The 26,228-nt window shown below is 42.7% G+C and carries 19 protein-coding genes; 16 read left to right on the top strand and 3 right to left on the bottom strand.

The window, feature by feature from the left end:
* The first annotated feature begins 40 nt into the window (after positions 1-40).
* From I6N90_RS06305 to I6N90_RS06260, 10 genes are read left to right on the top strand one after another with little or no spacing between them, the layout of a single operon-like run.
* Complete coding sequence (locus I6N90_RS06305; protein ID WP_197934606.1) at positions 41-1,150, top strand: ABC transporter ATP-binding protein; 1,110 nt, start codon at positions 41-43, stop codon at positions 1,148-1,150.
* Positions 1,151-1,187: 37 nt separating this feature from the next.
* On the top strand, positions 1,188-4,142 hold the full coding sequence (locus I6N90_RS06300) for an extracellular solute-binding protein (RefSeq protein WP_197934605.1): 2,955 nt from the start codon (positions 1,188-1,190) through the stop codon (positions 4,140-4,142).
* Entirely contained in the window at positions 4,132-5,028 is an 897-nt protein-coding gene (locus I6N90_RS06295) for a carbohydrate ABC transporter permease (protein WP_197934604.1), read from the top strand. Before I6N90_RS06300 ends, I6N90_RS06295 begins: the two co-directional genes overlap by 11 nt.
* 3 nt (positions 5,029-5,031) lie before the next feature.
* A complete protein-coding gene (locus I6N90_RS25045) occupies positions 5,032-5,880 on the top strand; it encodes a carbohydrate ABC transporter permease (RefSeq protein WP_442950944.1) in 849 nt (282 codons plus the stop codon).
* A gap of 15 nt (positions 5,881-5,895) precedes the next feature.
* A complete protein-coding gene (locus I6N90_RS06285; protein WP_232242555.1) occupies positions 5,896-8,049 on the top strand; it encodes an SMP-30/gluconolactonase/LRE family protein in 2,154 nt (717 codons plus the stop codon).
* A complete protein-coding gene (locus I6N90_RS06280) occupies positions 8,046-10,316 on the top strand; it encodes a DUF5696 domain-containing protein (RefSeq protein ID WP_197934602.1) in 2,271 nt (756 codons plus the stop codon). Before I6N90_RS06285 ends, I6N90_RS06280 begins: the two co-directional genes overlap by 4 nt.
* Positions 10,313-11,179 (top strand): carbohydrate ABC transporter permease, encoded by an 867-nt coding sequence (locus I6N90_RS06275; protein ID WP_197934601.1) that lies wholly within the window; start codon positions 10,313-10,315, stop codon positions 11,177-11,179. The genes I6N90_RS06280 and I6N90_RS06275 overlap by 4 nt, the downstream gene beginning before the upstream one ends.
* Before the next feature lie 21 nt (positions 11,180-11,200).
* Positions 11,201-12,175, top strand: a complete 975-nt coding sequence (locus tag I6N90_RS06270) for a carbohydrate ABC transporter permease (protein WP_332262404.1) — start codon at positions 11,201-11,203, stop codon at positions 12,173-12,175.
* Positions 12,176-12,207: 32 nt separating this feature from the next.
* A complete protein-coding gene (locus tag I6N90_RS06265) occupies positions 12,208-13,527 on the top strand; it encodes an LLM class flavin-dependent oxidoreductase (protein WP_197934600.1) in 1,320 nt (439 codons plus the stop codon).
* 12 nt (positions 13,528-13,539) lie between these two features.
* Positions 13,540-14,916, top strand: a complete 1,377-nt coding sequence (locus tag I6N90_RS06260) for an ABC transporter substrate-binding protein (protein WP_197934599.1) — start codon at positions 13,540-13,542, stop codon at positions 14,914-14,916.
* A gap of 96 nt (positions 14,917-15,012) precedes the next feature.
* Here the strand turns inward: I6N90_RS06260 and I6N90_RS06255 are convergent, their stop codons facing one another.
* A complete protein-coding gene (locus I6N90_RS06255) occupies positions 15,013-15,582 on the bottom strand; it encodes a YdeI/OmpD-associated family protein (RefSeq protein ID WP_197934598.1) in 570 nt (189 codons plus the stop codon).
* A gap of 276 nt (positions 15,583-15,858) precedes the next feature.
* Between I6N90_RS06255 and I6N90_RS06250 the strand changes: the two genes are divergently transcribed.
* The gene (locus tag I6N90_RS06250) at positions 15,859-16,965 is read left to right on the top strand and encodes an MFS transporter (RefSeq protein WP_197934597.1); all 1,107 of its coding nucleotides are present in this window, start codon (positions 15,859-15,861) and stop codon (positions 16,963-16,965) included.
* A 31-nt stretch (positions 16,966-16,996) separates the two neighbouring features.
* On the opposite strand, the gene I6N90_RS06245 is transcribed toward I6N90_RS06250, so the two are convergent.
* Positions 16,997-18,346 carry an LLM class flavin-dependent oxidoreductase gene (locus I6N90_RS06245; RefSeq protein ID WP_197934596.1) on the bottom strand — a complete coding sequence of 450 codons (1,350 nt, stop codon included), beginning with the start codon at positions 18,344-18,346 and terminating at the stop codon, positions 16,997-16,999.
* Positions 18,347-18,367: 21 nt separating this feature from the next.
* The gene (locus tag I6N90_RS06240; RefSeq protein WP_197934595.1) at positions 18,368-19,744 is read right to left on the bottom strand and encodes an LLM class flavin-dependent oxidoreductase; all 1,377 of its coding nucleotides are present in this window, start codon (positions 19,742-19,744) and stop codon (positions 18,368-18,370) included.
* Between the two features lie 400 nt (positions 19,745-20,144).
* Between I6N90_RS06240 and I6N90_RS06235 the strand changes: the two genes are divergently transcribed.
* The 5 genes from I6N90_RS06235 (at position 20,145) to I6N90_RS06215 (ending at position 26,111) form a co-directional block, all read left to right on the top strand.
* Complete coding sequence (locus I6N90_RS06235; RefSeq protein ID WP_197934594.1) at positions 20,145-21,467, top strand: LLM class flavin-dependent oxidoreductase; 1,323 nt, start codon at positions 20,145-20,147, stop codon at positions 21,465-21,467.
* Positions 21,468-21,507: 40 nt separating this feature from the next.
* Positions 21,508-22,902: an ABC transporter substrate-binding protein gene (locus I6N90_RS06230; protein ID WP_197934593.1), complete on the top strand. Its 1,395-nt coding sequence runs from the start codon at positions 21,508-21,510 to the stop codon at positions 22,900-22,902.
* A 54-nt stretch (positions 22,903-22,956) separates the two neighbouring features.
* Positions 22,957-23,709 carry an oxygen-insensitive NADPH nitroreductase gene (gene nfsA / locus I6N90_RS06225; protein ID WP_197934592.1) on the top strand — a complete coding sequence of 251 codons (753 nt, stop codon included), beginning with the start codon at positions 22,957-22,959 and terminating at the stop codon, positions 23,707-23,709.
* 58 nt (positions 23,710-23,767) lie between these two features.
* Positions 23,768-25,018 (top strand): LLM class flavin-dependent oxidoreductase, encoded by a 1,251-nt coding sequence (locus I6N90_RS06220; RefSeq protein WP_197934591.1) that lies wholly within the window; start codon positions 23,768-23,770, stop codon positions 25,016-25,018.
* Positions 25,019-25,136: 118 nt separating this feature from the next.
* Complete coding sequence (locus I6N90_RS06215; protein WP_197934590.1) at positions 25,137-26,111, top strand: aldo/keto reductase family protein; 975 nt, start codon at positions 25,137-25,139, stop codon at positions 26,109-26,111.
* Positions 26,112-26,228: the final 117 nt, after the last annotated feature.

The following is a 26,228-nucleotide window of genomic DNA, read 5'->3' as shown; positions in this document are numbered from 1 at the left end:
GATTGAAAAATAGTAGGCCCGAGTATGGAGGGAGGGTATTATGGCAGGCGTCCGAATTCAGCAGTTGTCAAAACGATACGGCAGGGATAAACATGCGGTTGTTAGCAACTTTCAATTAGAAATTCAGGATAAAGAATTTATTGTTTTTGTTGGACCGTCGGGCTGTGGCAAATCGACGACATTGCGCATGATCGCGGGGCTTGAGGATATTTCCGAAGGAGAAATTTATATCGGAGATCGACTAGTCAACAAACTTCCACCTAAAGATCGAGACATTTCGATGGTGTTTCAAAACTATGCTCTTTATCCAAATTTAACAGTGTACGAAAATATTGCATTTGGTCTTAGAATGCGTAAGCTTCCAAAGCATGAAATTGATCTTGCCGTCAAAAACGCCAGCCGAGTACTAGAAATCGAACCTTATCTATATCGCAAGCCTAAGGAACTGTCGGGCGGACAACGGCAGCGAGTAGCACTTGGAAGAGCGATCGTTCGGAATCCACAGTTATTCCTTATGGATGAGCCGCTTTCCAATCTTGATGCGAAGTTACGGGCGACGATGCGTTTGGAAATAACGAAGCTTCATAAGAAACTAGGAACGACATTTATATTTGTTACGCATGATCAAGTGGAAGCCATGACGATGGCTGATCGAATTGTAGTTATGAAGGATGGCGTTATACAACAATGTGATACTCCTGAGCTTGTTTATTCAAGACCAGCGAATACGTTTGTAGCAGCATTTATCGGTTCACCTTCTATTAACTTTATTCATGGCAAAATAACTGAGAATCCGATAGGGCGGTTGGAGTTCCATACTAGCAAATTTGTGCTAAAAGTTACTGAGACGATAGAGGGCGTTTTGCGGAGAAGTAACCAAGTAAATAAATCGGTTATATTAGGAATTAGACCAGAGCATGTGAAGTTGGAAGGTTTATTTTCAGAAACGATTATAACAGGCATTTATAAGGATAACGAGCTAATGGGTGCAGATCGATTTCTGTATTTGGATATCGGGCAAGAAAAGTTGCTTATTGCGAGAGTTGATCCAGACAATCGCTTTACTGACAATGAACGGGTGAAGCTGGAGCTCGATTTATCCAAAGCATTATTTTTTAACAAAGAGACAGGGGAAAGGTTTGTAGAATAAGCGGATTTGTATATGAAAGGCGGAGGGAGCAATTGTTATGATAACGGGACGTAATAAACTTCTGCTTGGCTTGATGCTGGCTGCGGGGATATTGTTGTCATCTTGTGGCTCGGAAAAACCAGTATTCAAGTCGGACAAGATGGCGGCACCTTATGACAAATTGACCTCCACCTTCCAGTATGAAACGGAGCCGTACTTTGCAGAGGCGCTTGAGAAGTGGAACGAGCTGAAAATGAAAGAAGCTACAACTGGGGTGTACATAGATGGTTCTAAGTATTCTGCCCTATCCGATAAGCAAACGATAAAAGTAGCTGATTATGGTGGGAAATCAAATGTGCTCGTATGGAACACGCAAAGTACGGATTGGGTCGACTATGAAGTTGAAATTACAGAAGATGCTTTGTATGAAATTCATGTTTCGTATCTTCCTTTAAAGGAGGGTGGGCAAAAGGGACCTATCCAATGGGATGTCACGATAGACGGCAAAAGAGTGTTCCGCGAGTCCTCCTCAGTAGCATTGTATCGCAGTTGGGCGGATGCTAGGCCGATATTGAAAAACTCGGATGGTGATGAAATTAGACCCAGGTCAACCGATGTTTCGGAATGGAGCGTTAAGCCGCTTGTTGATTCTAGAGGATCGTATTCGCAGCCGTTGCAATGGCATCTTTCAGCAGGAAAACATACGATTCGTCTTGCGGGTTATAGCTCTGTTGCAATTGAGAGAATCAAACTTGCTCCTAGTATACCTGTTCCAAATTATGACGAAGCAGTAGTTGGCTATACGGATGTGCCCGCCATCGAAGGTGATGTAATAACGTTGCAAGCGGAGGATTTCACTTTCAAAAACGATACATCAGTCAAATTATTTTCGGACAAAAATGTAAGAACTTTGCCACGTTACAAGGGACGTATCAAGTACAACACGGTCGGTGGATTAAGATGGATTGAACAAAATCAGGAAATTACATGGTCATTCGAAGTGCCAGAAACGGGGTTATACAAGATAGGTTTCCGTGCTCTGCAAAATACGATTGCGCAAAAAACGTCATATCGGACTATTAAAATTAACGGGAAAGTACCTTTCAAACCATTTCTAAACTACGGCTTCCCCTATTCAGCTTCTTGGCAAGGTGTTGTTCTAGAAGATGACAGCAACAATCCCTATCTAGTAAAGCTCGATAAGGGGACCAACACGTTGTCATTAGCGGTAACTCATGCACCTGTCAAATCAATCATTGTAGATACAGAAAATACGATCGCACATCTTGATGCGATCGACTGGGATTTACGTACGATAACAGGCTCGAACAACAAGAGGACGCTAGATCGAAATCGGACATGGACGATGGATCAAGATTTTCCGGGTTTGACGGATCGAATCAAAGTTGCGGCAGAGGTAATGGAAGATTTGTCTGCGCGCGTTGTTCAAGTTAACGGCAGGACGGATTCGATTAGCCAAGGTTTTGAAACGTCAGCAAAAGATTTACGATCATTGCTTCGAAAGCCAGAGGAAATACCTTATAACATCGACGAAATATCATCGATGCGAGAGAAGTTTGCTACATTCATTGATACGCTCGCCAAACAATCTCTACAGCTTGACGAGGTGTATATTATTCCAGAAAAAGCGGGCGAACCATCGATGGAGGCAGGTTTTTTCGAGCGTATTAAGGGCAGTGCTACGAACTTTACGTATTCCTTCGATGCTAGAGATTCGTTAAGAGAGATGGATAACAATAAGCTAAACATTTGGGTGCAACGTGGACGAGATTACGTTGACCAGCTTCAGCAATTGGTAGATGAATCGTTTACTTCTGAGACGGGCATCGAGGTTAAAGTAAATCTGTTGCCGAATCCAGAGCTTCTGCTCATGTCGAACGCAGCTGGTGTTCAGCCTGATGTGGCGCTTGGTCTGACACAAGATTTGCCTGTTGATTATGCGATGAGAGGTACACTTATCGATTTGTCTCAGCTTGAAGGCTTCAAGGAGCTGTATGGGAAGTTTAGCCCGGGCTCATGGCTGCCACTTCACTACGATGGCGGATACTACGGCGTCCCAGAAACACAATCGTTCAAAGTGCTTTATTACAGAAAAGATATATTAGAGCGCCTTGATGTAGACATTCCCGAAACTTGGGAAGATGTTTATCAATTGTTACCTACACTGCAACAAAATTTCATGAACTTTTATGTGAATCCGCAAGATTTTACGACTTATTTCTACCAGAACGGGGTAGAGTTTTATGAACCTGGAGGTATAAGAACAGGGCTTGATACACCTCAAGCTTATGAAGCCTTCAAGCAGTGGACGGGATTGTTTAATACATATGCATTAGAACGCGAGGTGCCGAGCTTCTATCAGCATTTCCGCAGTGGAACGATGCCTATCGGCATATCGGATTACAATATGTATGTTCAGTTGTCGGCCGCGGCGCCAGAACTAAATGGTCGCTGGGGGATAGCTCTATTGCCCGGTATCGAGAACGAAGACGGAACCATTAACCGCTGGGCAGGTGGCGGTCAGCGAACAGGGGTTATTTTCGACAAATCGGAAAAGAAGGAAGAAGCTTGGACATTCCTCAGATGGTGGCTGTCTGCTGAAACACAGGAGCAGTATGGCTCTGACATTGAGGCTATTAATGGAGTAGCGTTCCGCTGGAATACGTCTAATGTTGAAGCCTTTAACCAATTGCCTTGGAAGCGGGAAGATGCTGAAGTTATTTTGAAACAATGGAAGTGGTATAAAGATATTCCTAACGTTCCGGGAGGCTACTTTCTGGAGAGAGAAATGAATAATGCATGGATTCGTTCTGTTGTTCGAACGGATAACTACATGTCATCACTAGAGCAGACGGTCAGGGACGTTAACCGTGAACTTCTAAGAAAACAGCAGGAATTTGGATTCATTGATGAACAGGGCAATCGAGTGAAGGAACTCGTCATCCCAGTCGTCGATCGACCGTGGGAAGGAATTGACCGTTATGTTAAGTAGAGTATGGTCGTTTCGAACATCGTATTTGTTTATTGCTCCTTTCCTCATCTGCTTTGGGCTGTTTATTGTCGTACCGATCATTGCAGCAGTTGGTCTTAGTTTTACTTATTATAACGGGATTGAACCTCCACGATTTATCGGATGGAGCAACTTTCAATATTTAATTGCACAAGATTTATTGTTTCTTAAATATGCATTACCGAATACGTTCAAATTTGCTGTCATCGTTGGGCCTGGCGGCTATGTCCTTGCATTTCTGCTTGCTTGGCTTATCTCTCGCCTACGCGGATCGTTCAGGAAATGGGTTGCACTTGCGATGTATACGCCGTCACTCACGATTGGTATCGCGATGACAATCATTTGGCTTCCTTTATTGTCGGGAGACCGAATTGGCTATTTGAACAGTTTTTTACTTAAGCTCGGTTTTATCGATGTTCCTAAGCTCTGGGTAACAGATCCAGAATTTCTTATGAATTCGATGATTGTCGTGACGTTATGGTCCAGCATGGGCGTAGGTTTTCTTGCGATGTTGGCAGGTATTCTTAACGTAGATACGACGCTTTACGAAGCGGGGAAAATTGATGGCATCAAAAATCATTTACAAGAGTTATGGTTCATAACGATTCCATCGATGAAGCCCCAAATGTTGTTCGGCGCAGTTATGGCGATTGTAACGACGTTCAAAACGGGAGCGATCGGCGTTGAACTGTCAGGTCAAAACCCGACACCTGAATATGCAGGCCATCTTATCGTGAGTCATATAAATGATTATGGATTTATTCGATTTGAGATGGGGTATGCAGCGACAGTTTCTGTGTTTCTGCTTCTATTAATGTATTTTGCGAACAAGCTTAGCTGGGGATTGTTCGGTGCTAAGGAGGAGTAACAACTGAATAGGTCGAGCCTCATTTCTAAAATAAGCTTTAACATCATTATGCTGACGTTATCCATCCTGATGATATTGCCAATCATTTATATATTCAATCATGCATTTAAGCCTTACCATGAATTGTTTGTATATCCACCAAACTTTTTCGTGCGAGAGCCGAATGTTCAAAATTTTGTGGAGTTGTTTTGGGTGACTTCCAATTCGATTGTGCCTGTATCGCGTTATTTGTTTAACAGTCTATTTATTTCAGTTATTAGCGTGATCGGCATTACGGCAGTAAGCGCTCTTTGTGCGTATCCGTTATCGAAACATCCTTTTCCCGGGAAAAAGTACATATTTGCTACGATCATTCTTATGCTTATGTTTACGCCGGAAGTTATTCAAATTCCACGTTATTTGGTTGTAAGCAATGTTGGGATTATGAACACATATTTGGGGCATTTGTTACCAGTGCTTGCCTTGCCAGTCGCAGTATTTCTGCTTAAGCAGTTTATTGACCAAATACCAGATTCATTGCTCGAAGCATCTCGTATCGATGGAGCAAATGAACTTGTCGTATTTATACGTATTGTTATTCCGATGTGTATGCCAGCAATTGCTACAGTGGCCATCCTTGCGTTCCAAAATTCATGGGGCAATGTAGAGACATCGATGTTGTTTATGCAGGATGATGAGATGAAAAACTTCCCGTTTTTTCTCTCTACGCTTACAAACAATTTGGCTAACAATGTGGCAAGACAAGGAGCCGCAGCAGTTGCAGCACTTATTATACTTGTACCGAACTTACTCTTTTTTGTCTTATTGCAGAGCAAGGTCATCTCCACGATGGCCCATTCGGGTATTAAATAAATGGGGGGAAGCCGTTTGAACAAATGGAAGCTGCGGGTTCTTCCGCTCATGCTTGTCGCCATACTTACTATAGGCCTTGAGCTGCCGATCCTGCAGGCGGCGGCCCAGTGGCTGCCGTACGAAACCTATTATAAAGACGGCTTTGGTCAATTAGTAAAGACGCAGGCTGCATATATACCTGGTGAAGTGATCGGTTATAACGCGGATGTATCCGCAGGGAGTGGAGGGGGGGAGTCTGAGAAGAACGCGAAGCTACAGCTTAACGGGCCAAAGGATCTTTTTGTAGACGGACGGGATCATATTTATATTGCTGACACGGGCAATAATCGGATCGTGCAACTCGACGAAAAAGGAGCCTTTGTTCGAGAGCTATCGGTGACTGAAAGCCCACTTAAGCGACCAAACGGAGTTTTCGTAGATAGTGATGGAGAAATATATGTAGCAGATACGGGTAACAATCGGGTCGTTCATCTCGATGCGAACGGCAAGCTGCTCAAGAGTTACGGTCGACCGGAAACGAGCTTTATACCCGAGTCGTTCAAGTTTGATCCGGTTAATCTCATTGTGGATAAACGTGGTTTTCTCTACGTTACGACATTAGGAGCTTTTCAAGGACTTGTGCAGCTCGATACCGACGGCGAGTTTATTAGTTTTTTTGGTCCGAATAAAGTAGCATTTTCTCTATTTGATGTATTTAAAAGATTCGTATATTCGAGAGAAATGTATCAGCGAGAGCTTAAGAAACTACCTGGTGCAATAGTAAGTGCCGCAATTGATAGAGAGGGATTCATTTATACGGTTACCAAAGAAATTGAAACAGCTCAAGTGAAAAAGCTGAATATCGCAGGCATCGATCAATTGGAGGGGAAAAGTGATTTCGAATCACTCCAGAAAAACCGCTCGTTCGGGGAAAACTTTTATGGAAGAGAGAGGGGAGAAAAGCCGCAATTAAATGATCTCACTGTTGATGATGCTGGCAATATTACAGTTGTTGACACGATATCAAACATAGTCAGCCAATACGATACAAACGGGAACTTGTTATTTTTCTGGGGTGGCGAAGTAAGTGCAGCGACTTCTAAGAGAGGAGTAGTTACAGCACCCGCGGCGATTAGTGGTAATTCGAAAGGGGAATTGCTTGTACTGGACAGCACAAACAATCTTATTCAAGTGCTGAAACGATCCCAGTTCGGGCAATTAGTCCATCAGGCAAATGCGCTTACGCAAGAAGGGCGTTATGAAGAGAGTGAACCAATTTGGAATGAAGTTTATCGATTGAATTCGCAATATACGCCCGCCCTCATTGGGTTAGCAAAAGCAGCTTACAAGAAGGAGGACTATAAGCGAGCTGAGCAATTGTTTCGAAAAGCGGGCGTAGTCGGAGGTTATTCGGAGTCATTTTGGCAAAATCGTCTGTTATGGTTCCAAAATCACTTTGGGCTGCTGATGAATATCGCGTTGGTGCTTGGTGCTCTTTATCTAGTTCGGGTTAGATTGACGCGCAAGTTTTTTCCGAAGTGGGCATCGGACGTTCGACTTCCACCAAAGTTTTCTTTTTTTGAACGGTTAAAGCATGTTTTTTATTTAATTAAACATCCCGTCGATGGGTTTTATGCGATTCGATATGAAGGAAAGGCGGGCATTGCGAGTAGCATATTCTTACTTATACTTGTTACTGCATCCTATGGATATATGAAGTCGGGTACAAACTTTACGTTTAATGCTGCTGTACATGTTGGCGTTGATTTGCTACCTTTAACGGTTCAATTTATCGGCATATGGTTTGGCTTTGTTGTCTCGAATTATTTGATTAGCTCACTGCTCAGAGGTGAAGGAAGGTTCAGGGACGTATTTATAAGCAGTTCGTACGTCTTATTTCCGATTATTCTCATCGGTATACCCTTAACATTATTATCAAAAGCATTAACGTTAAATGAGCTTGCCATTTTTAGCTTTCTGAAATTATCAATTATGATTTGGATCGCATTGCTCATCGTCTGGATGGTTCAAGGCATACACAACTACACCTTTATTGAAGCATTGTTCGTTATTTTACTTTCGCTTGTTGCACTTGCAATCATCATTATTTTGATCTTTATTTTTATTAGCCTCAGCATGGAGCTGATTAACTTTATTAATTCGTTGTATCAGGAGGTGATCATCCGATGACGGGTCGCATATTCGCTTACAAATCCATCTTTAAAATAGCGGTTATTGCAGTGGTTCTGCTACTCGTTGGATGGTTAGCTTTGCAATTGTGGAACCCATGGGGAAAGGCTACGCCAGTTACTGTCGATGCATTGTCCTTATTTAATACGGGAGGTACCACCCCATTTAAATCAGGTTTACCTCTCGAAACAGCCTTTGCGGTTATAGCTGAAAATAAGGCTTTTAAGTTGCTTGCGGACAAAACAACAGCACATTTCCAAATCGTCGATAAGTCGACTGGTAAGCTGTGGCGCTCCTATCCCGACCCAGAACATTGGGCACAAGAAAAAGTGCCGCTTAATTGGAAAAATCAACTTTCCTCCCCCATAACGATTGAATTTGTAAATGCAAAAAATTATAAGTCTTCTTCGGTAACTTCCGGGTTAGCGGACAGCCAAGGTTATTTGGAACAATTTCAAACGACTGCCGATGGGTTTACCGTTACGTTCGCATTTCCGAAAGCAGAAATAAAAATTCCGATTGCAGTATCTCTTCAAGATGGCTACGTCGAGACAAGATTAATTGATTCGGGCATTGTTGAAGGTAATCTAAGTCTACTTAATGTGAGGTTGTACCCGTTGTTCGGGGCCCAACCTTCAGTAGGCCAAGATGGATACATTTTGTTACCCGACGGTTCGGGTTCGATCATCCAGTTCCAGCAAGATCGTGTTTTGCAGCAACTTACCTACAATGAAAGCGTCTATGGTCAAGATCTTTCCTTCTTTAATGAAAATACGGGCAGACAACGAATCGCGATGCCAGTGTATGGGCTGAAATCAGGAGATCAAGCTTTTGTTGCAATCATTTCGGAAGGCGAAGCATTTGCTAATATTTTTGCAGCGCCTTCGGGAGCAGTTGGTCTTTCCAATTGGGTGACGACCGAATGGAAGTATCGTAAACGATTTTTCCAAAGTGTTAGTAAAAGTACAGGAGACGGATTTTATACATACAGCGGTGAGAAGTTCATAACAGATAGTCGTGCAACCCGCTATTATCCAATTGCCCCAGAGAAAAGCGATTACGTTGGTATGGCAGGCGTATATCGTCAATATTTGATCGGTGAAAAGGGTGTTGCGCCACTTGCGTCTACCAAAAAGGATATCCCTTTAGTACTCGACATCATTGGGGCGGACATTGAAAAGGGGCTATTTTTTGACTCCTATTTGAAAGCAACTACGACGGACGAAGCGGCAGAACTAGTAAAAAACATTTACGATTCGGGTATTCAAAACTTACGTGTTCACTATACTGGCTGGCAACAAGATGGGTACAGCACACACGGCGATTATTTCCCTGTAGATAAACGGATTGGCGGTAACAAAGGGATGAAGAAGTTTATCGACTTCGCTCATTCCATCGACATTCCTGTTTATTTAACCGCTAACTATTCGCTGAATACAAACGGAGAAGATGGGTTCTGGTGGAGAAGGGATGGACAACGGAATTTGGCTGGAACGGTGCTTGAATGGTGGAGGCATCCCGATCAGGAGCCTGCGAAAGTGGTAAGCCCTGGTTTCTATGAGAAAGTTATTGATTCGGATCTTAACAAATTTAAGGAGCTTGGAGCTGATGGTATTTATTACGAGGATGGCATCGGTAAACAAGTGAACACAGATTTCAACACTCGCTACGCAGCAAGCCGAAGTGATGTAATCGATATTCAACAACGGATACTGACGAAGTCAAAAGAGCAGGTTGGATCGGTTGTAGTCAAAAATGCTAACTTCTACGCATTAGATCAAATCGATTATGTTTATCGTCTGACAGGAGACTACTCGTACGATGTTTTTATTAGTGAAGCAGTCCCTTTTGCCCAAATTGTTCTACATGGTCTTCGTCCATACTCATTGGAATGGTCTAATGTACGGGATGAGTGGGAAGAAGAATTTCTTCGCAGCATTGAATACGGGGCATATCCGACTTATGTATTAAGCGGGGACAAGGCGGAAGATTTACGAAGATCCTATTCGATATGGTATTACAGCTTAAATTATAAGGATTGGACGCAGCACATTTCTGAAGAGTACCGCAGAAGCAATGAAGCGTTAGTTGACGTGCAGAATGAATATATAACAGCTCACCGAACGCTTGCACCTGGAGTTAAAGAGACAGAATATGGCGGCAATTACCGCGTAATCGTCAACTATAACGAGAGCGAATTTAACGATGAAGGTCTAACTGTTCCTGCGAGAGATTTTGTAGTTGTGAAAGGAGGAACCAATCTATGAAGTGGGGGCGCAAGCTAGAGGCAAATACACTTCGTAAAGTAGAGGGCTCTCTTTTTATCGCACCATGGGTGTTTGGATTTCTTACTTTTGTTGCTTTCCCGCTTGGTTATTCACTCTATATGAGCTTTCATCAAGTGAAAATTACGGTGAGCAGCGTCAATTATAGTTTTATCGGCTTGCAGCACTACAGGGAAATATTGATCGCAAACGGCAGTCTCTTATATGAGGAATTGCTCCCTTTCCTTAAAGAATCAGCGATGATGATTCCAATCATATTAGTATTTTCATTACTTGTTGCGATTTTGCTTAATTTGCGATTTCCGGGTAGAACGTTGTTTCGGGTTGTTTTTTTCCTGCCTGTCATTTTCTCCTCGGGTCAAATTGTACAGGAGTTTATTGCACAAGGGGAAGGTTCACTCAGCATTATGGAGACGCTGCGGATTGATTATTATTTAAGAGAATATGTGCCAGCGGGCTGGGCTGCACCCATTCAGAAAGTGATGAGTTCATTCGTACTGGTGCTTTGGTATTCGGGCGTTCAGATTCTAATTTTTCTAGCTGGTAGACAGACGTTGCCTGCTTCAGTGTATGAAGCGTCACGCATTGACGGATCAGGTCCTTGGAACACATTTTGGAAAATAACACTGCCCGGCCTTGTGCCTTATATTTTCTTAAATTTGATGTATACGGTTGTTGATTTGTTCACCTTCCCATCCAATCCGATCATCAGCAGAGTAAACACTACTAATTATGGCAGCTCAAGCGCGCTCGCATGGATCTATTTTACGATTATATTAACATTTGTTTTGTTCGTTTTAGCGCTTTATAGCAGAGTGGATAAATCGATTTCGGGCAAGCGATAATGCGGGTGAGGTGGAAGGAAAGTGAAGATAGTTAAACGTGAGAACATTCCGGCCTCCAGATGGTTAAAGGAGGATACGCTGCGCAATGGACTCCAGCTGCTTCGTTACCGAGTAGTTGGCACAGAAATCGATAAAGGGCTTCTATTTCGAGCATTTGTTTATGTCATTTTAATTAATGTCGCTTTTATTTATATTAAGCCGATTTTGTACATGGTGACGACGATGGTCAAAGATGCGAGGAACATCCTTGATCCAGCAGTTATTTGGGTGCCAAAGTCGATCTATTGGGGTCATCTAAAGGAAGCTAGTGAAATGTTGAACTACGGGAAAAGTTTTCTGATAAGCATTTCGCTTGCTTCATCTGTTTCTATTCTGCAAGTCTTTTCTTGTGCAATTGCAGGTTATGCTTTCGCTAGACTCGATTTTCCGCTAAAAAAGCTTTGGGGAACATTGTTGCTGTTTACGTTTATTATGCCGCCACAAATAACGATATTGCCGTCGATTATGCTGTTTAAGGAGTTCGGCTGGATGAATACATTTCTTCCAATGGTCGTTCCTGCTTTATTCGGGCATGGATTAAAAGGAGCTTTGTTCGTCATTATATATCGTGCATTCTATTCAACCCTTCCGAAAGAGCTGGATGAAGCGGCGAGAATAGATGGCGCGGGTCCTTTTCGTTTGTTCTTCCGAGTGATGTTGCCGATTTCTAGATCGGCAACGGTAGTTGTTGTGTTATTCGCATTTGTTTGGAACTGGAACGATTTTTATTTCCCTTCACTCTTTATGTTTACAGCTGAGAACGTCCCGCTATCTATTACTCTCGCGCGGATGGCGGGGGAGATGGCTAATGCGGAAGGGGGAGGCGAGATTACGGTTTATGCGGAAGCAATTAAGATGGCAGCTTCTTTCCTCATCATTATGCCGCTTCTTATTATCTATTTGTTTGCACAACGGTGGTTTATTGAAGGTGTTGAACGAACAGGATTGGTGGAATAGAAACAACTATATAAAGAAGAGGTGTTTGGATAATGAGTGGAGCAAATCGGAACGTACATTTGAATGTGTTTTTGCGAGCGACTGGTCATCATGCAGGTGCTTGGCGACATGCTGATTCTCGCCCTGATCTGGAGCTCGACATTGACTATTTAGCAGAGCTTGTCAAGATCGCTGAACGTGGCAAACTTGATTCCGTCTTTCTTGCTGATGGTTACGCAGGGGGCGGGAGCAAATTAGAGCCATTTACGCTACTGTCTGCTCTTGCATCGGTTACTAAACATATTGGTTTGATTGCAACAGTCGGAACGGTGTACAACGAGCCATTCCATGTTGCACGGCAGTTTGCGTCACTCGATCATATAAGCGGCGGCAGAGCTGGTTGGAATATCGTCACAGGAGCAGGTTCGGCTGCACATAACTTTAGTAGAGACGAGCATCCCGAACATGCAGAGCGATATGAAACGGGGGAAGAATTTGTAGAAGTTGTGAAGCAGTTATGGGACAGCTGGGAAGACGACGCTTTGTTGTTTGATAAAGTTAATGGCAAGCAGATAGATTCGAAAAAAGTACATGAAATTAACTTTAAAGGCCATACCTATTCCGTCAAAGGACCTTTAAATATTCCGCGTCCGCCACAAGGATACCCGGTTCTTGTTCAGGCAGGTTCTTCAGAACAAGGCAAGGAGTTAGCTGCCAAGACAGCAGAAGTAGTATTTACAGCACAGCAGACATTCGAAGCGGGACAGCAATTTTATAGTGATCTCAAGTCACGGCTTGCCAAATATGGACGGACTCACGATGAGCTAGTAATATTGCCAGGACTTGCGCCGATTGTTGCTGATACAGAAGCGGAAGCACGAGATATTGAAGCGGAGCTTCATTCCTTCGTTGATACTCAGAAGGAGCTGAGTGCTTTGTCGGAGCGCTTTACAGTAGATTTAAACGATTATGATTTGGATGCGCCAGTCCCGCTACAATATGCAAAACCAGCAGAGCAGTTTAATGGTATTAGAAGTCGGCAGGAGGTCATTCTTGACGCTGCCAAACGTGAAAACTTTACGATTCGTCAATTGCTGTATCGCAGCAATGGCGGTCATGGACATATCACTTTTACGGGATCAGTACTTCAAACGGCAGATTTGATCGAAAAATGGTTCAGAAATTATGCATCCGATGGTTTTAACGTTTTGCCGCAATTGTTCCCAACGGGGCTTGAGACGTTCGTCGATAAAGTGATTCCAGAATTGCAAAACCGCGGTTTGTTCCGTACGGAATATGAAGGAACGACTTTAAGAGAAAGTTTGGGGTTAAAGCATCGCCCGAATACACGCTATTTTCAAACAAATGTATAGAAGAGAGGTGAAATGATGAGAAGACTTGTATCCATTCTATCCGTCGTACTTGTATTTACTTTGATAGCTGCTTGCAGCAGTGGTAATAGTCCTTCTCCTAATAGTGGGGGGACGGAGTCTAGTAAGCCGAACGAGAGCGGCACACCTTCAGCAAGCACGTTCAAAAAGCTGGGTGATGAGCCGCTGAAGCTCACGTTTTACAGTAGCGGCCCTACTTTTACAGACGTCGAATTTGAAACGATGATTGCTGGACCTATTCATAAGAAATACCCGAATGTAACGATTGAACGTATTACGCCAGCGGCAACAACGACCCCCGAGGAAGTTCTTTCTACTCATGCACCTGATATTTTATTTACGAGTGTCACTCAGCGGTTAATACGTGCAAGTGCATATGAGGATTTAAGGGAGCTTATTAAGCGACATAATTTTGACGAAAGTCGTCTGAAACCAATCGCATACAATTACATTAAGGAAGTGACGAAGGGCAAGGGCGATCAAATATTTGCACTTCCGTTCAATGTGAATCAGCATATTTTGTACTATAACAAAGAAATTTTCGATAAATTTGGTGTGCCTTACCCAACAGAGAAACAATTGACGTGGGATGAAGCGTTGGAGCTCGGGAAACAGCTTACTCGAACGGAAAGTGGCGTTAACTATGTAGGACTCGTAGTAGATAATTTGACTGGTTTGTCTAAATCGCTAGGACTTCCTTATTTGAATCGAGAAACGGGGCAAGCTGCTTTAGACAGTCCGGAATGGATAAGAACATTTGAGCTGTATAAGCAAATAGCTGAAATTCCAGGGTACGTAGCACCTGATGGCACTTGGAATTGGACACGCGACCATTTTATGAAAGATCAGAACATTGCGATGCGTACAGCGTGGCTTGCGAATATGGTAGGCCCGCTGGAAGAGCTTCGTCAGCAAGGAGTTGAGTTTAATTGGGATATTGCCCCTGTCCCTAATTACGCTGATCACTTGGGAACAACTAGAGAAGCACAAATACATTCGGTTTCGATTAATAGTCAAAGCAAGCATAAGGACGAAGCGTTTCAAGTGCTCGCTGAACTGCTTTCAGATGAAGGCCAACGCATAATTGCTAGAAATGGGCGTGTTCCTTCTATTATTAACGATGAACTTGAAAAGGAATATGGCGCGGATATTCCAGTGCTGCAAGGGAAAACGGTGCAAAATGTATTTATCGGTGAGCCTATTCAAGAGCATTACCAGCATCCTTATCAAGCTGAAATAAGCGTTAGGCTGCTAGAAGCTGCGGAAGATATTGCTACTAAGGGGCTCGATGTAAACTCGGCAATACGCAAAGCTACTGAAGCGATCAACAAAGACGTAGAAACGTTAAAAACGACGATAGGGGAATATTGAGTTCGATTTGTATGCATATGATGAGAAGATCCTCCTCAGTTGGCAAACCGAGGAGGATTTTCTATGCCGAATTTGCACGATTGGGGTTAGTACCTTTTAATCGTCTAAAAGGCGTCCGTTGTCATGCCATTGACCGTACAGTTTATTTTCTTTTGTGTTTGTTATAAATTTCTCTAGCCTACTATTAAATAGTTCCCGATCATTCTTAATACCTTGTATATTGTCGATCCGAACTCTTTTATAAAGAGCTGGAAATGCCAAAAAGTTCTCGTATACTTGAGCATCTTCTTTAAGTTTTTGTTCAATATCGGGATCTATTTTAAAAGCATCGAGGTCCATAGTAGGAAGGACCTTTCTTCCTTCGTCTGTCATTAAACCTAGCTTTTCGAGGCGGCGAACTCGTTCTTTATTTAGTTCAGTCCATGAACTTTTTTTGCTTCTAGGAGACAATCTTTGCGCCATCCCCAATCCATCAACTTTTTTTTTAACTCCATCAATCCATCCATAGCACAAACATTGCTCGACCGCGTCCAAATACAACAAAGTATTTTCTTTTGGCGTCATACTAACAATTACCCAACAACATTTTTCAGCCCTACTATTTGCTTGTAGCCACAGTCTCAATTCTTCGCTCGATGTTGCTGTGAGTAAATTTTCAATTTCCATAGATACGTTCTCCTATCTTCGTTTGAATTAAAATGGAACTGGACTGGCTTTGAATCCATTATAAAAGAAAAAGTATGACAACTGAGTGTCATACTTCTTTTTAAAGTTTGAATGTATTGATCACTAGCTGGATGCAGGGGGATTCATTACAGAAAAATCCAATTTTTGAGTAAATCACATGTTATGCTAGTAAATAAGTTGATACTGAATTCAGTCAGTACAATTTACTTAATTAAACTAAGAATATATAACGACGTTAGAAAATGAGGCTAATAGATGAAGAATAAATCATTTGCAAAGTTACTGAGTGCGTTCTCATTTTCTACATTAGGAGATGGGTTAACTTTAATTGCTATTCCATGGTTATCATCCAGCTTAACAGATAGTCCTTTCTTAGTAGCTTTAGTGACCGCTTCTATGTCTATTCCTTGGCTCATGTTCAGTCTACATGTTGGAGTAATGATTGATAAATACGATCATACTAAGCTACTTATGTTAAGTTTATATTCAAGAGTATTGCTTCTACTTATCTTAATAGCATTAATTATAATGAATGCTATTTCAATTTCGATCCTTATTATATTTGGTTTTTTGCTGGGGTGTTCTAAAGTTGTTTTTGACAGTACATCTCAAACGATCACCCCGGATGTTGTGCCGGAAGAACAGTTAGAAAAAGCGAATGGATGGATTACTACTGTCAGATTAACGATGAGTGATGTAGTCGGCAGAGCAGTCGGTGGAATTTTGATTACAGTCAGCATTATAACTCCTTTTATTTTTGATACTTTATTTTTGGTTATAGCAAGTTATTTTATATTTAAGTTAAATCTTAAACCGCATGTTGCAACAAATGAAAGAAAGAAATTGGAGTTAAGAGAAGGTTTTCGATTTGTATTTCGGGATAATAACTTACTTCTTGCCATTACATTAATCGGTTCAGTAGTAACTTTTGTATTCGCAAGCACGGTAGCTACGCAAATATTTTTAATGAGAGAAGTACTGAATCTATCCTCTTTTGGTTTTGGTCTTATTATATCAGTAAGTACAGTTGGTAGCTTATTAGCAAGCAACATGATAACTTTTACAAGCAAAATAGATTTGAAACTTAGATTAATAATCTCCTTATTATCTTACAGACAAAGAATTACGCCTAAGCCATTGCTAGGTCGTGTTGGAGGAATTGTCAGGCTGTTTTCATTAGGAGTATCACCTTTAGGAATGCTTTTTGGAGGTGGCATAGTAGCCATTCTAAGCAGTCATATGTCACGTGATTGGGCAATCCGTACTCCTAATCTAATATTGGGAGGTACTTTTATTATCATTTGTTTCTTCTTATTATTTCTTTTTACGAGTTCTTCATTTCATGAAAAAAGAAGCGCCTAAAACCTCTCATAGTATTACTGTAAATAATCTTTCAACGCACAGCAGGAGCATCATATTTCGTCCACCACGCTTTTTTACTCGTATTCTCTGGACGAGCGAGTCCGAGATTGTCTCGTAACGTTGTACCTTCATAGGAGGTACGGAATATACCGCGGTTTTGTAGCTCAGGTATTACTTTATCGACGAACGTTTCAAGCCCGCTTGGGAAAATATGAGGCATGATGTTAAAGCCATCTGAGCCATTGTTTTGCACCCATCGCTCAATAAAGTCAGCCACTTGAATGACGGAGCCGGCATACGTTACATGTCCATGTCCGCCGGCAGCACGATTGATCATTTGGCGAATAGTAAGCTTTTCTCGGCGTACAGCGTCTAAAACAACTTCATGTCGACTTGTTATTCCAGTTGTAAACTCGCTCGATGGTTTTGCTTTGTCTAGCGGAACAGGACCGTCTAGTGGATAGTCGGATAAATCGACTGTAAATCGGTTGGACAGCTGCTTTAACGCTTTTTTCATATCAAGTAATTCGCTCAGCTCATTTTCGATATCTTTAGCTTCTGCTTCTGTATCCGCAACGATAGGGCTTAATCCCGGCATAATAAGAAGCTGGTTTTGCGTTCTACCGTATTTGGCTAGTCGTGATTTAACATCGCTATAAAATTGTTGTGCTGCTCCTAATGTTTGTTGAGCTGTGAAAATAACTTCCGCAGTTTTGGCGGCAAGTTCCTTGCCGCCTTCCGATGAGCCAGCTTGCACGAGCACAGGATAACCTTGAGGTGGTCTTGGGATATTTAGCGGACCTTTAACATTGAAGTGATTGCCTTTAAAGTGAATTTCATGAATATTGCTTGATTCAACATTTTCCACTTCGTCGGAACTACCCAAACTATCCGCTGATTCCCAACTATCCCAAAGCTGCTTGACGACTTCGACAAACTCGTCTCCGATCGCATAACGCGTCAGCACATCTGGATGTTCTGGCCGTCCGAAGTTGGCGGCATCTTCCTTCGAGGCTCCGGTCACTATATTCCAAGCTGCTCTGCCATTACTAATATGATCGAGCGATGCGAATTGCCGCGCCACATGATAAGGATCGTTGTAAGTGGTGCTTACTGTTGCAATGAATCCGATATGTTTTGTCAGAACGGACAAAGCTGAAAATAGTGTGAATGGCTCCAATCTACGTCCCGTCCCTGCGTAATTGTCTGCAAGAAATAAGGAATCAAACAGACCTCTTTCTGCGATTCGTGCAAAATTTGCGTAATGCTCCAAAGTAAGCTCACTCTCTGGGTGTGACAATGGATGTTTCCATGATGCTGAATGATGACCCGTCCCGCGAACAAACACATTTAAATGCACTTGTTTTTTTGTTGTGCTCATTTCTAACACCTCAATTATTAGTTATTGTGGGACGTTGCTCTCCACTCTAGTTTCATTAGAGGCAGCAATATTTCTGTTCGCCCAAATGTGCCTATAGTTGTTTGCTGGACGAGCAAGACCTAAGTTTTCCCTTAGCGAAGTTCCTTCGTATTCTGTACGGAATAAACCGCGATTTTGCAACTCGGGTATAACTTTGTCTACGAAGGCTGTTAGACCGCTTGGCACGATGGGAGGAAGCAAATTAAATCCATCTGCCCCGCCTTCTCGGAACCATTTCTCGATATAATCGGCAACTTGAAGTACAGAACCTGTAAAAGTAAGATGTCCGTGACCACCTGCACTTCTAGCTAGAAACTGTCTTATCGTAAAGTTTTCACGTCGTGCCGCATCGACGACTGCCTCGTGACGACTTGTAATTCCGTTTGTAATTGATCCAAAAGGCTTTGATTTGTCGATTGGCACAAGTCCATCGAGCGGATACTCGGTTAGATCGACTGTAAAGTAGCGAGAGAGCCGCTTTAAAGCATGTTCAGTATTTAGATATGAATTAAGCTCTTCCTCTAAATCTCTTGCCTCTGCTTCCGTATCTGCTACAATTGGTCCAAGTCCCGGCATAATAATAAGTTGATCTGGCGTCCTTCCATATTTAGCTAACCTAGATTTGACATCGGTATAGAACTGCTGACCAGCCTCAAGCGTCTGCTGAGCAGTAAAAATAACTTCACCCGTCTTCGCTGCTAGTTCCTTACCACTCTCTGAGGAGCCTGCCTGCACAAGAACCGGGTAACCTTGCGGCGGCCTTGGAATGTTAAGTGGACCTTTAACGTTAAAATAGTTCCCTTTGAAATGAATTTCGTGCAATTTAGAATCATCGATTCTAGTATCTTGATTAATGTCATTAATAAGGGCGTCTTCCTCCCAGCTATCCCAGAGCTGCTTTGTAACTTCAACGAATTCATCCCCAATCGCATAACGTTCCGCATGCTCGGGATGTCCTAGTTTGCCAAAGTTATCTGCATCAGCTTGAGAATGACCGGTTACAATATTCCAAGCAGCACGGCCCCCGCTAATATGATCAAGCGATGCGAACTTTCTTGCTAGGTGAAAAGGGTCGTTGTATGTTGTACTAGCAGTAGCGATAAAGCCTATATGTTTGGTAAGGGCGGCGATTGCAGCAAACATCGTAAACGGTTCAAGTCTGCGCCCAGTACCAGAATAATTGTCTGCAATAAATAGGGAGTCAAGAAGGCCGCGTTCAGCAATTTGAGCTTGGTTCGCATAGTGTAAAATGTCCAGACTTTTGGAAGGATCGGCTAATGGGTGCTTTTTCGAACCAGCATGATGACCCGTCCCGCTAACAAATACATTGAAATGCAGCTTTTTACTTCTCTGACTCATCTCAATCCCCCCACAATATACATTTGATTTAGTGAAACAAAAAACAGCCGGAGCTGCCCTAAGGCAATCTCCGGCTGTCCGGTTTTATAGGTTCAATATAAAATTGTATTAAGCCAATAAGAATACTGTGATTAGTGAGCCCAGTATATCGCCTGCTTTTCACTTTGTCAATCAATGAGAAAAAAATAACAATTCCATGTCTAATTGACAAAGGAATAGGTGGGTGGTAAAGTCAATTTCAAATACTAAGTAAACCACTGTGATAAGTTTAATATCTACATACGATCGACCGGATAGCCGGAGATTGCCTTGGGGCAACTCTGGTCTCTTTGTCGTTACAATTAATTTTAAGAAGTGGAATTCGGAATGTTTTGATTCAATTTTTTGAGGAGGAATTTGTATGAGCAAAGGAAAACGTCAATTGCATTTAAATGCTTTTTTGTATGGAACGGGGCATCATGAGGCGTCATGGAGACTTCCAGAGTCAGAGCCAGAAAAAAATCTAGACTTTAATCATGTACTCGGAATTGTGCATACGGCTGAGCGGGGATTAATGGATTCCGTTTTTTTGGCAGATGGGTACGTTGGCCGATCCAACAAGTTCGAACCGTTTACACAATTATCTGCACTTGCGAGTCGAACGAAACATATTGGCTTAATTGCAACCGTTGGAACGACCTATAATGAGCCGTATCATGTAGCACGAAAATTCGCTTCACTAGACCATATTAGCAAAGGTCGAGCCGGTTGGAACATCGTTACTGGAGCAGGTTCCGCTGCACACAATTTCGGTAAAGATGAGCATCTTGAACATTCGCTTCGTTATGAGGAAGCGGATGAGTTCGTAGACGTTGTGAAGAAACTTTGGGATAGCTGGGAAGATGATGCAATCGTTAATAACAAAGTTACTGGGGTAGGAGTAGACTCGAATAAAGTACACACCGTCGATCACAAAGGAAAATATTATTCGGTCAAAGGACCGTTAAATATTGCTCGTCCACCACAAGGATATCCGGTTCTTGTTCAAGCAGGCTCATCAGAGAGCGGCAAAGAATTTGCTGCTAAGGTTGCGGAAGTAATATTTACTGCACACCAGAGCATCGGAAGTGCGCAAGCCTTTTATAAGGATGTGAAATCACGCCTTTCGAAGTATGGCAGAAGCGCTGATCAGCTTAAAATATTGCCAGGCATTAGTCCCATTTTGGCGGATACAGAAGCGGAAGCTCTTGAAATCGAAAATCAGCTATTTGAAGCGATCGATAAAGAGGGTGTTACTAGACGACTATCTGAAAGGCTTGGTCTTGATCTCCAAAATCATCCGCTTGATGAGCCAATATCGCTTGAGGGTGTTCGTGAAACAGATGAAGTGAACGGCAACAAAAGCAGACATCAGCTCATACTTGATCTGATTCGAGATGAAAATTTGACTTTGAAGCAGCTTATCAATCGATTGGGAGGAGCTAGAGGACATTTTACTTTTACGGGAACTCCGCTCGGACTTGCTGATGTTATTGAATCGTGGTTTTTGAATGGCGCTGCGGACGGTTTTAATGTTATGCCACAAATTTACCCTAGTGGATTAGACATTTTTGTAGATAAGGTTATTCCAGAATTACAAAATAGGGGGTTGTTCAGAACAGCTTATGAGGGGAAAACACTCAGGGATAATCTTGGTCTGAATAGACCGTCAAATGTACTTTTCCCCTATCAAACGGTGCAGTAAAGCGGGAATTATTGCTTATTTTAGAGGAGAGATTGCAAGTATGAAAAATAACAAGTTCACTATCATTTCACTCGTACTATTAACTGTATTAACTGCTTGCTCAAGTGAGGGGGGAAATGGTGGGAGCAAGGTGAAGGCTGAACTGAGCTCCCTGACAGATTCATCAACAACTGCGGCATCAGCAGAGGTAAAAGAGACCTTTAAAAAGTTAGGTGATGAGCCGCTTACGTTAACCTTTTATAATACAAGCGGTACTTTCCCAGATGTCGAATTTAAGACGTTAATTGCCGATCCAATCAAGAAAAAATATCCGAACGTCACGATTGAACGCATTACACCAGCAGCAACCGCGACGCTTGAGGAAGTATTGTCTACACATGTACCCGATATTATCTATTCGTCATCAACGTCACATCAAAGAGTAGTTAGAACCGGTGCTTTCGAAGATTTGAGAGAGTTAATCAAACGACATAACTTCGATGAGAGCCGTCTTAAGCCGATTTTGTACGATTACATCAAGGGTATTACGAAAGGGAAAGGAGAAGAAATTGTTGCTATCCCATTTAACGCGAATCAGCATGTCCTTTATTACAATAAAGATATTTTTGATAAATTCGGTGTAGAGTACCCAACTGAAAAGCAATTGACATGGGATGAAATATTGGATCTAGCAACTAAGCTGACGAGAACGGAAAATGGTGTTCAATATATCGGGCTTGCAGTAGATAACTTAACGGGCTTGTCCAAAGGGTTGGGTCTTTCCTATCTCGATCCTACTACAGGCAATGCGGCAATTGATACGCCTGAATGGCGACGAATTTTTGAACTGCAGAAAAGCATTCTCGAAATTCCGGGGTATGTTACTCCAGAAGGAACATGGAACTGGGGACGGGATCAATTTATGAAGGATCAGACGATTGCGCTGCGTGTTTCTTGGCTTGCCAATATGGTAGGCCCATTGGAAGAATTACGTCAGCAAGGTGTTGAGTTCAATTGGGATATCGCGCCTGCTCCAAACTTCTCTGAGCAGTTAGGCAAAACGAGAGAAGCACAAATTCACTCTCTATCGGTTAATAGTCAAAGTAAGCATAAGGATGAAGTATTTCAAGTGATTGCTGAAATATTATCAGACGAAGGTCAACGCATATTAGCGAGAAACGGTCGTGTTCCGGCAATTATTAATCCCGAGCTTGAAAAGGAGTACGGCCTTGATATCCCTGTGCTACAAGGGAAAACAGTGCAGAACGTCTTTGTAGGTGAGCCGCTGCAGGAGCATTATATCCATCCATACGAAGGTGAAATTGCGATAAGACTTACGGAGGCTACAGAGGATCTTGCTGTAAAAGGATTAGACGTGAACTCTGCCATTCGCAAGGCAACTGAGGCGATCAACAAGGACGTTGAAACGCTCAGAACAACTATTGGTGAGCAGTAAAGCAGATTTTAAGCCCATTTCAGAGGGCTAATCCGATGTGGAGGATATTAAACGATGAACGAAACGATCAAATTGTTAAGAAGCCATCGCTCAATACGCAAATATAAAAATACGGCCGTACCAGAGGGACATTTGCAGGAAATTATTTTGGCTGCACAATCCGCACCGACTTCTTCAAATATTCAAGCATATAGCGTTGTCGCTGTGAGAGATCCCGAAAGAAAAAGACGGCTAGCAGAACTGTCTGGCAATCAGCAACACATTATTGAAAGTCCAGTATTTCTCGTATGGTGCGCAGATCTGAACAAAATTAGAACCGCGATCCATTTTCATGAAGAAAGGGAGCTAGTTCAGAACGTTGAGCTCTTTTTACTTGGCACCATCGATGCTACTTTAGCTGCCCAGAACGCAACTGTTGCGGCGGAGTCGCTTGGATATGGCACAGTATATATTGGCGGCATACGCAATAATCCACAAGATGTTACTGATTTGCTGGAGCTCCCGCAGCTTGTGTACCCCGTGTTTGGTTTATGTATTGGGGTGTCCGATCAAGAGCCCGATATTCGGCCAAGATTACCGATTGCGGCTGTCTATCATCAAGAAGTGTACGGTGAGGAAGGACTTCAAGATGAAATTAAAGCGTACGACGAAATAACAAAATCGTATTATGCAGCTCGTAAAGGCGTAGCAAAAAGTGGAGAGCGGGATACGAGATGGTCGAAGGAAATACTGAGAAGATTTAATGGAGAACATCTGCGTGATCATTTGCACGACTTTCTGCATGATAGAGGTTTTAGGCTGAAATGAAATGAGGATGAGGAAAGTATCGCGAAATTACTAAAGTAGCTAGAACGGGGGAGTCATTATGAGCCTGAATACGGACATCGAACCGGAGTTTGGCTGGTATATGCCAACAAGAGGAGATGGACCATATATCGGTGTTCAGTCGGAGAGGGTTGTTGATAGTGCGTACAATATTAAGGTTGCTCAAGCCGTCGAAGAAGCAGGTTATACGTTTGCCCTTATACCGACTGGTGGCGATTGTTTCGACGCATGGCTCGTAGGAGCGACACTTGCGGCACATACAAAAATATTTAAGCCTCTAGTAGCGATGCGACCTGGCTTAATCGCACCGGCATTAGCCGCGAGGATGGGAGCGACGCTGGATGAGGTAACAGGTGGTCGGGCACTTATCAATATTGTGACAGGAAGCTCACCTGCGGATATGAAAGCGATGGGCGATGTTTTAGCTTTTGATAAAGATGCTCGTTATGAGCGGACGTTGGAATATGTAAAGATTGTGAAACAATTATGGATCAATTCAACGACGAAGCAAGGAAACAAGCTACTTGCCGCGCATGAGCCGTTTAAACATATTACGCCATACGATCATAAGGGTAAATATTTTCAGTTGGAGGGAGGGATCAGTTATCCTCCTCCCATACAAAGGCCGCATCCTCCATTTTATTTCGGCGGAAGCTCGCCAGCCGCCAAGAAGACGGCAGCAGAAATTGCGGACGTCTATCTTATGTGGGCAGAGCCACTCGATTGGATTAAGGAACAAATTGCCGAAGTGGAACATCATCGGCAGGAACTGCGCGAATCGCAAGGGGTTGATCGATTTATCCGCTACGGTTTGCGTGCACAGGTCGTTATTCGCGACACTGAGGAAGATGCTTGGGAGGCGGCGAATCGCATCGTAAGTCGCATCGATCCGGTACTCAAGCAAGGTTTCGAAGGGCAATTATTTTATAATCTTTCCGCAGGGCAGCAAAGGCAGACGGAACTAAAGAAGCTCGCGGAGGCTAACCATTTCGTAATTGGTCCTAACTTCTGGGCTGGTCTAGCACAAGTAAGAGGTGGGGGCGCGATGGCGTTTGTTGGTACGCCTGATCAGGTAGCTGATCGACTCCTTGAATACGTCGATATTGGCGTAACCTCTTTCATTTTGTCTGGTTACCCTAATTTGGAGGAGGCGACGATATCGGGTAAAGCTTTGTTACCTGTATTTAAGCGCAAATGGTTGGAGCGAAAACTTGAACGTAAGTCTGAGCACAAGCAAGAGAACAAGTTAGAGAACAAAACAATCTCATCGACGGAGATTACATTTTCATAATATTTTTTCGTTCAATCTATTTAGCAGATTTTGAAGTGATAGAACATCACTCCACAGGACATCATGTCCGCAGGTTGGATATTAGCATTCAAAAATCGATCAATGGAGGCGTTTAATAATGTCCGTTCAATATCGTCAATTAGGTGCAAGTGGCCTTAAAGTAAGTGAAATTAGTTTGGGAAGTTGGCTAACGTACGGTGGTTATGTGGAACGTGAAAATGCGGTGAAATCGATTCATAAAGCGTACGATTTAGGCATTAATTTCTTCGATACGGCAAATGTGTACGCTTTAGGTGAAGCAGAAATCGTGGTTGGAGAAACGTTGCGGGAATATCAACGAGAATCGTATGTATTAGCGACCAAGGTGTACGGCAAGATTGGAGAAGGTCCAAATGACAGAGGGTTATCTCGCAAACATGTTATCGAATCTACGAATGCGAGTTTGAAGCGATTAGGATTAGAGTATGTAGACATTTTGTACAGCCATCGCTTCGACCACAACACACCTTTAGCAGAGACGCTTCGAGCATTTGATGATCTGATTCGGCAAGGCAAGGTATTGTATATCGGTGTAAGTGAGTGGACAACAGCACAAATAACGGAAGCTTTCGCAATTGCGGACAAATATTTGCTCGACCGTATTGTAGTCAATCAGCCTATTTATAATTTATTTGAAAGATACATAGAGAAGGAAATCATTCCGCTCGGTCAGCAAAAAGGATTCGGCCAAGTCGTATTTTCCCCATTGGCACAAGGGTTGTTATCTGGGAAATATAGTTCAACAGGTGTTGTGCCTGATAATTCGAGAGCGGCTAATCACAGTAATTTCAAAAATAAAATTACAGAGGAAAGGCTCGCTAAAGTTGAGCAGTTAAAAGTTATCGCTTCTGAACTTGAGATAACAGTTGCTCAATTGTCGCTTGCATGGATATTGCGTCAATCCAATGTATCCAGCGCGTTAATCGGAGCAAGCCGCCCCGAGCAGATCGAAGAGAATGTGAAAGCTTCGGGCATTGCCCTTAATGACGATATTTTGCAACGAATTGACAGCATTATCGAGAATGAACCCACTTTGGTGAGGGGATCATTTTAACACTCGGTTAGCTGAAGTTACTTTAACTCCAGTAAATGGGCTCCATTTACTGGAGTTTGCTTTGCGAAGGTAAGAAGGTAAAACTGGAAAATAATGATTGAAATTTAACGATATATC

Source organism: Paenibacillus sp. GSMTC-2017 (assembly GCF_016019935.1).
Classification (GTDB): domain Bacteria; phylum Bacillota; class Bacilli; order Paenibacillales; family Paenibacillaceae; genus Pristimantibacillus.
This window is presented reverse-complemented; position numbering and strand designations above follow the sequence as displayed.

Coding starts and splice junctions, on each gene's coding strand:
- I6N90_RS06215 (WP_197934590.1), top strand. CDS start 25,137: ATGTCCGTTCAATATCGTCAATTAGGTGCAAGTGGCCTTAAAGTAAGT.
- I6N90_RS06235 (WP_197934594.1), top strand. CDS start 20,145: ATGAGCAAAGGAAAACGTCAATTGCATTTAAATGCTTTTTTGTATGGA.
- I6N90_RS06280 (WP_197934602.1), top strand. CDS start 8,046: ATGACGGGTCGCATATTCGCTTACAAATCCATCTTTAAAATAGCGGTT.
- I6N90_RS06260 (WP_197934599.1), top strand. CDS start 13,540: ATGATGAGAAGACTTGTATCCATTCTATCCGTCGTACTTGTATTTACT.
- I6N90_RS06300 (WP_197934605.1), top strand. CDS start 1,188: ATGATAACGGGACGTAATAAACTTCTGCTTGGCTTGATGCTGGCTGCG.
- I6N90_RS06240 (WP_197934595.1), bottom strand. CDS start 19,744: ATGAGTCAGAGAAGTAAAAAGCTGCATTTCAATGTATTTGTTAGCGGG.
- I6N90_RS06305 (WP_197934606.1), top strand. CDS start 41: ATGGCAGGCGTCCGAATTCAGCAGTTGTCAAAACGATACGGCAGGGAT.
- I6N90_RS06245 (WP_197934596.1), bottom strand. CDS start 18,346: ATGAGCACAACAAAAAAACAAGTGCATTTAAATGTGTTTGTTCGCGGG.
- nfsA (WP_197934592.1), top strand. CDS start 22,957: ATGAACGAAACGATCAAATTGTTAAGAAGCCATCGCTCAATACGCAAA.
- I6N90_RS06265 (WP_197934600.1), top strand. CDS start 12,208: ATGAGTGGAGCAAATCGGAACGTACATTTGAATGTGTTTTTGCGAGCG.
- I6N90_RS06295 (WP_197934604.1), top strand. CDS start 4,132: ATGTTAAGTAGAGTATGGTCGTTTCGAACATCGTATTTGTTTATTGCT.
- I6N90_RS06255 (WP_197934598.1), bottom strand. CDS start 15,582: ATGGAAATTGAAAATTTACTCACAGCAACATCGAGCGAAGAATTGAGA.
- I6N90_RS06230 (WP_197934593.1), top strand. CDS start 21,508: ATGAAAAATAACAAGTTCACTATCATTTCACTCGTACTATTAACTGTA.
- I6N90_RS06275 (WP_197934601.1), top strand. CDS start 10,313: ATGAAGTGGGGGCGCAAGCTAGAGGCAAATACACTTCGTAAAGTAGAG.
- I6N90_RS06250 (WP_197934597.1), top strand. CDS start 15,859: ATGAAGAATAAATCATTTGCAAAGTTACTGAGTGCGTTCTCATTTTCT.
- I6N90_RS06220 (WP_197934591.1), top strand. CDS start 23,768: ATGAGCCTGAATACGGACATCGAACCGGAGTTTGGCTGGTATATGCCA.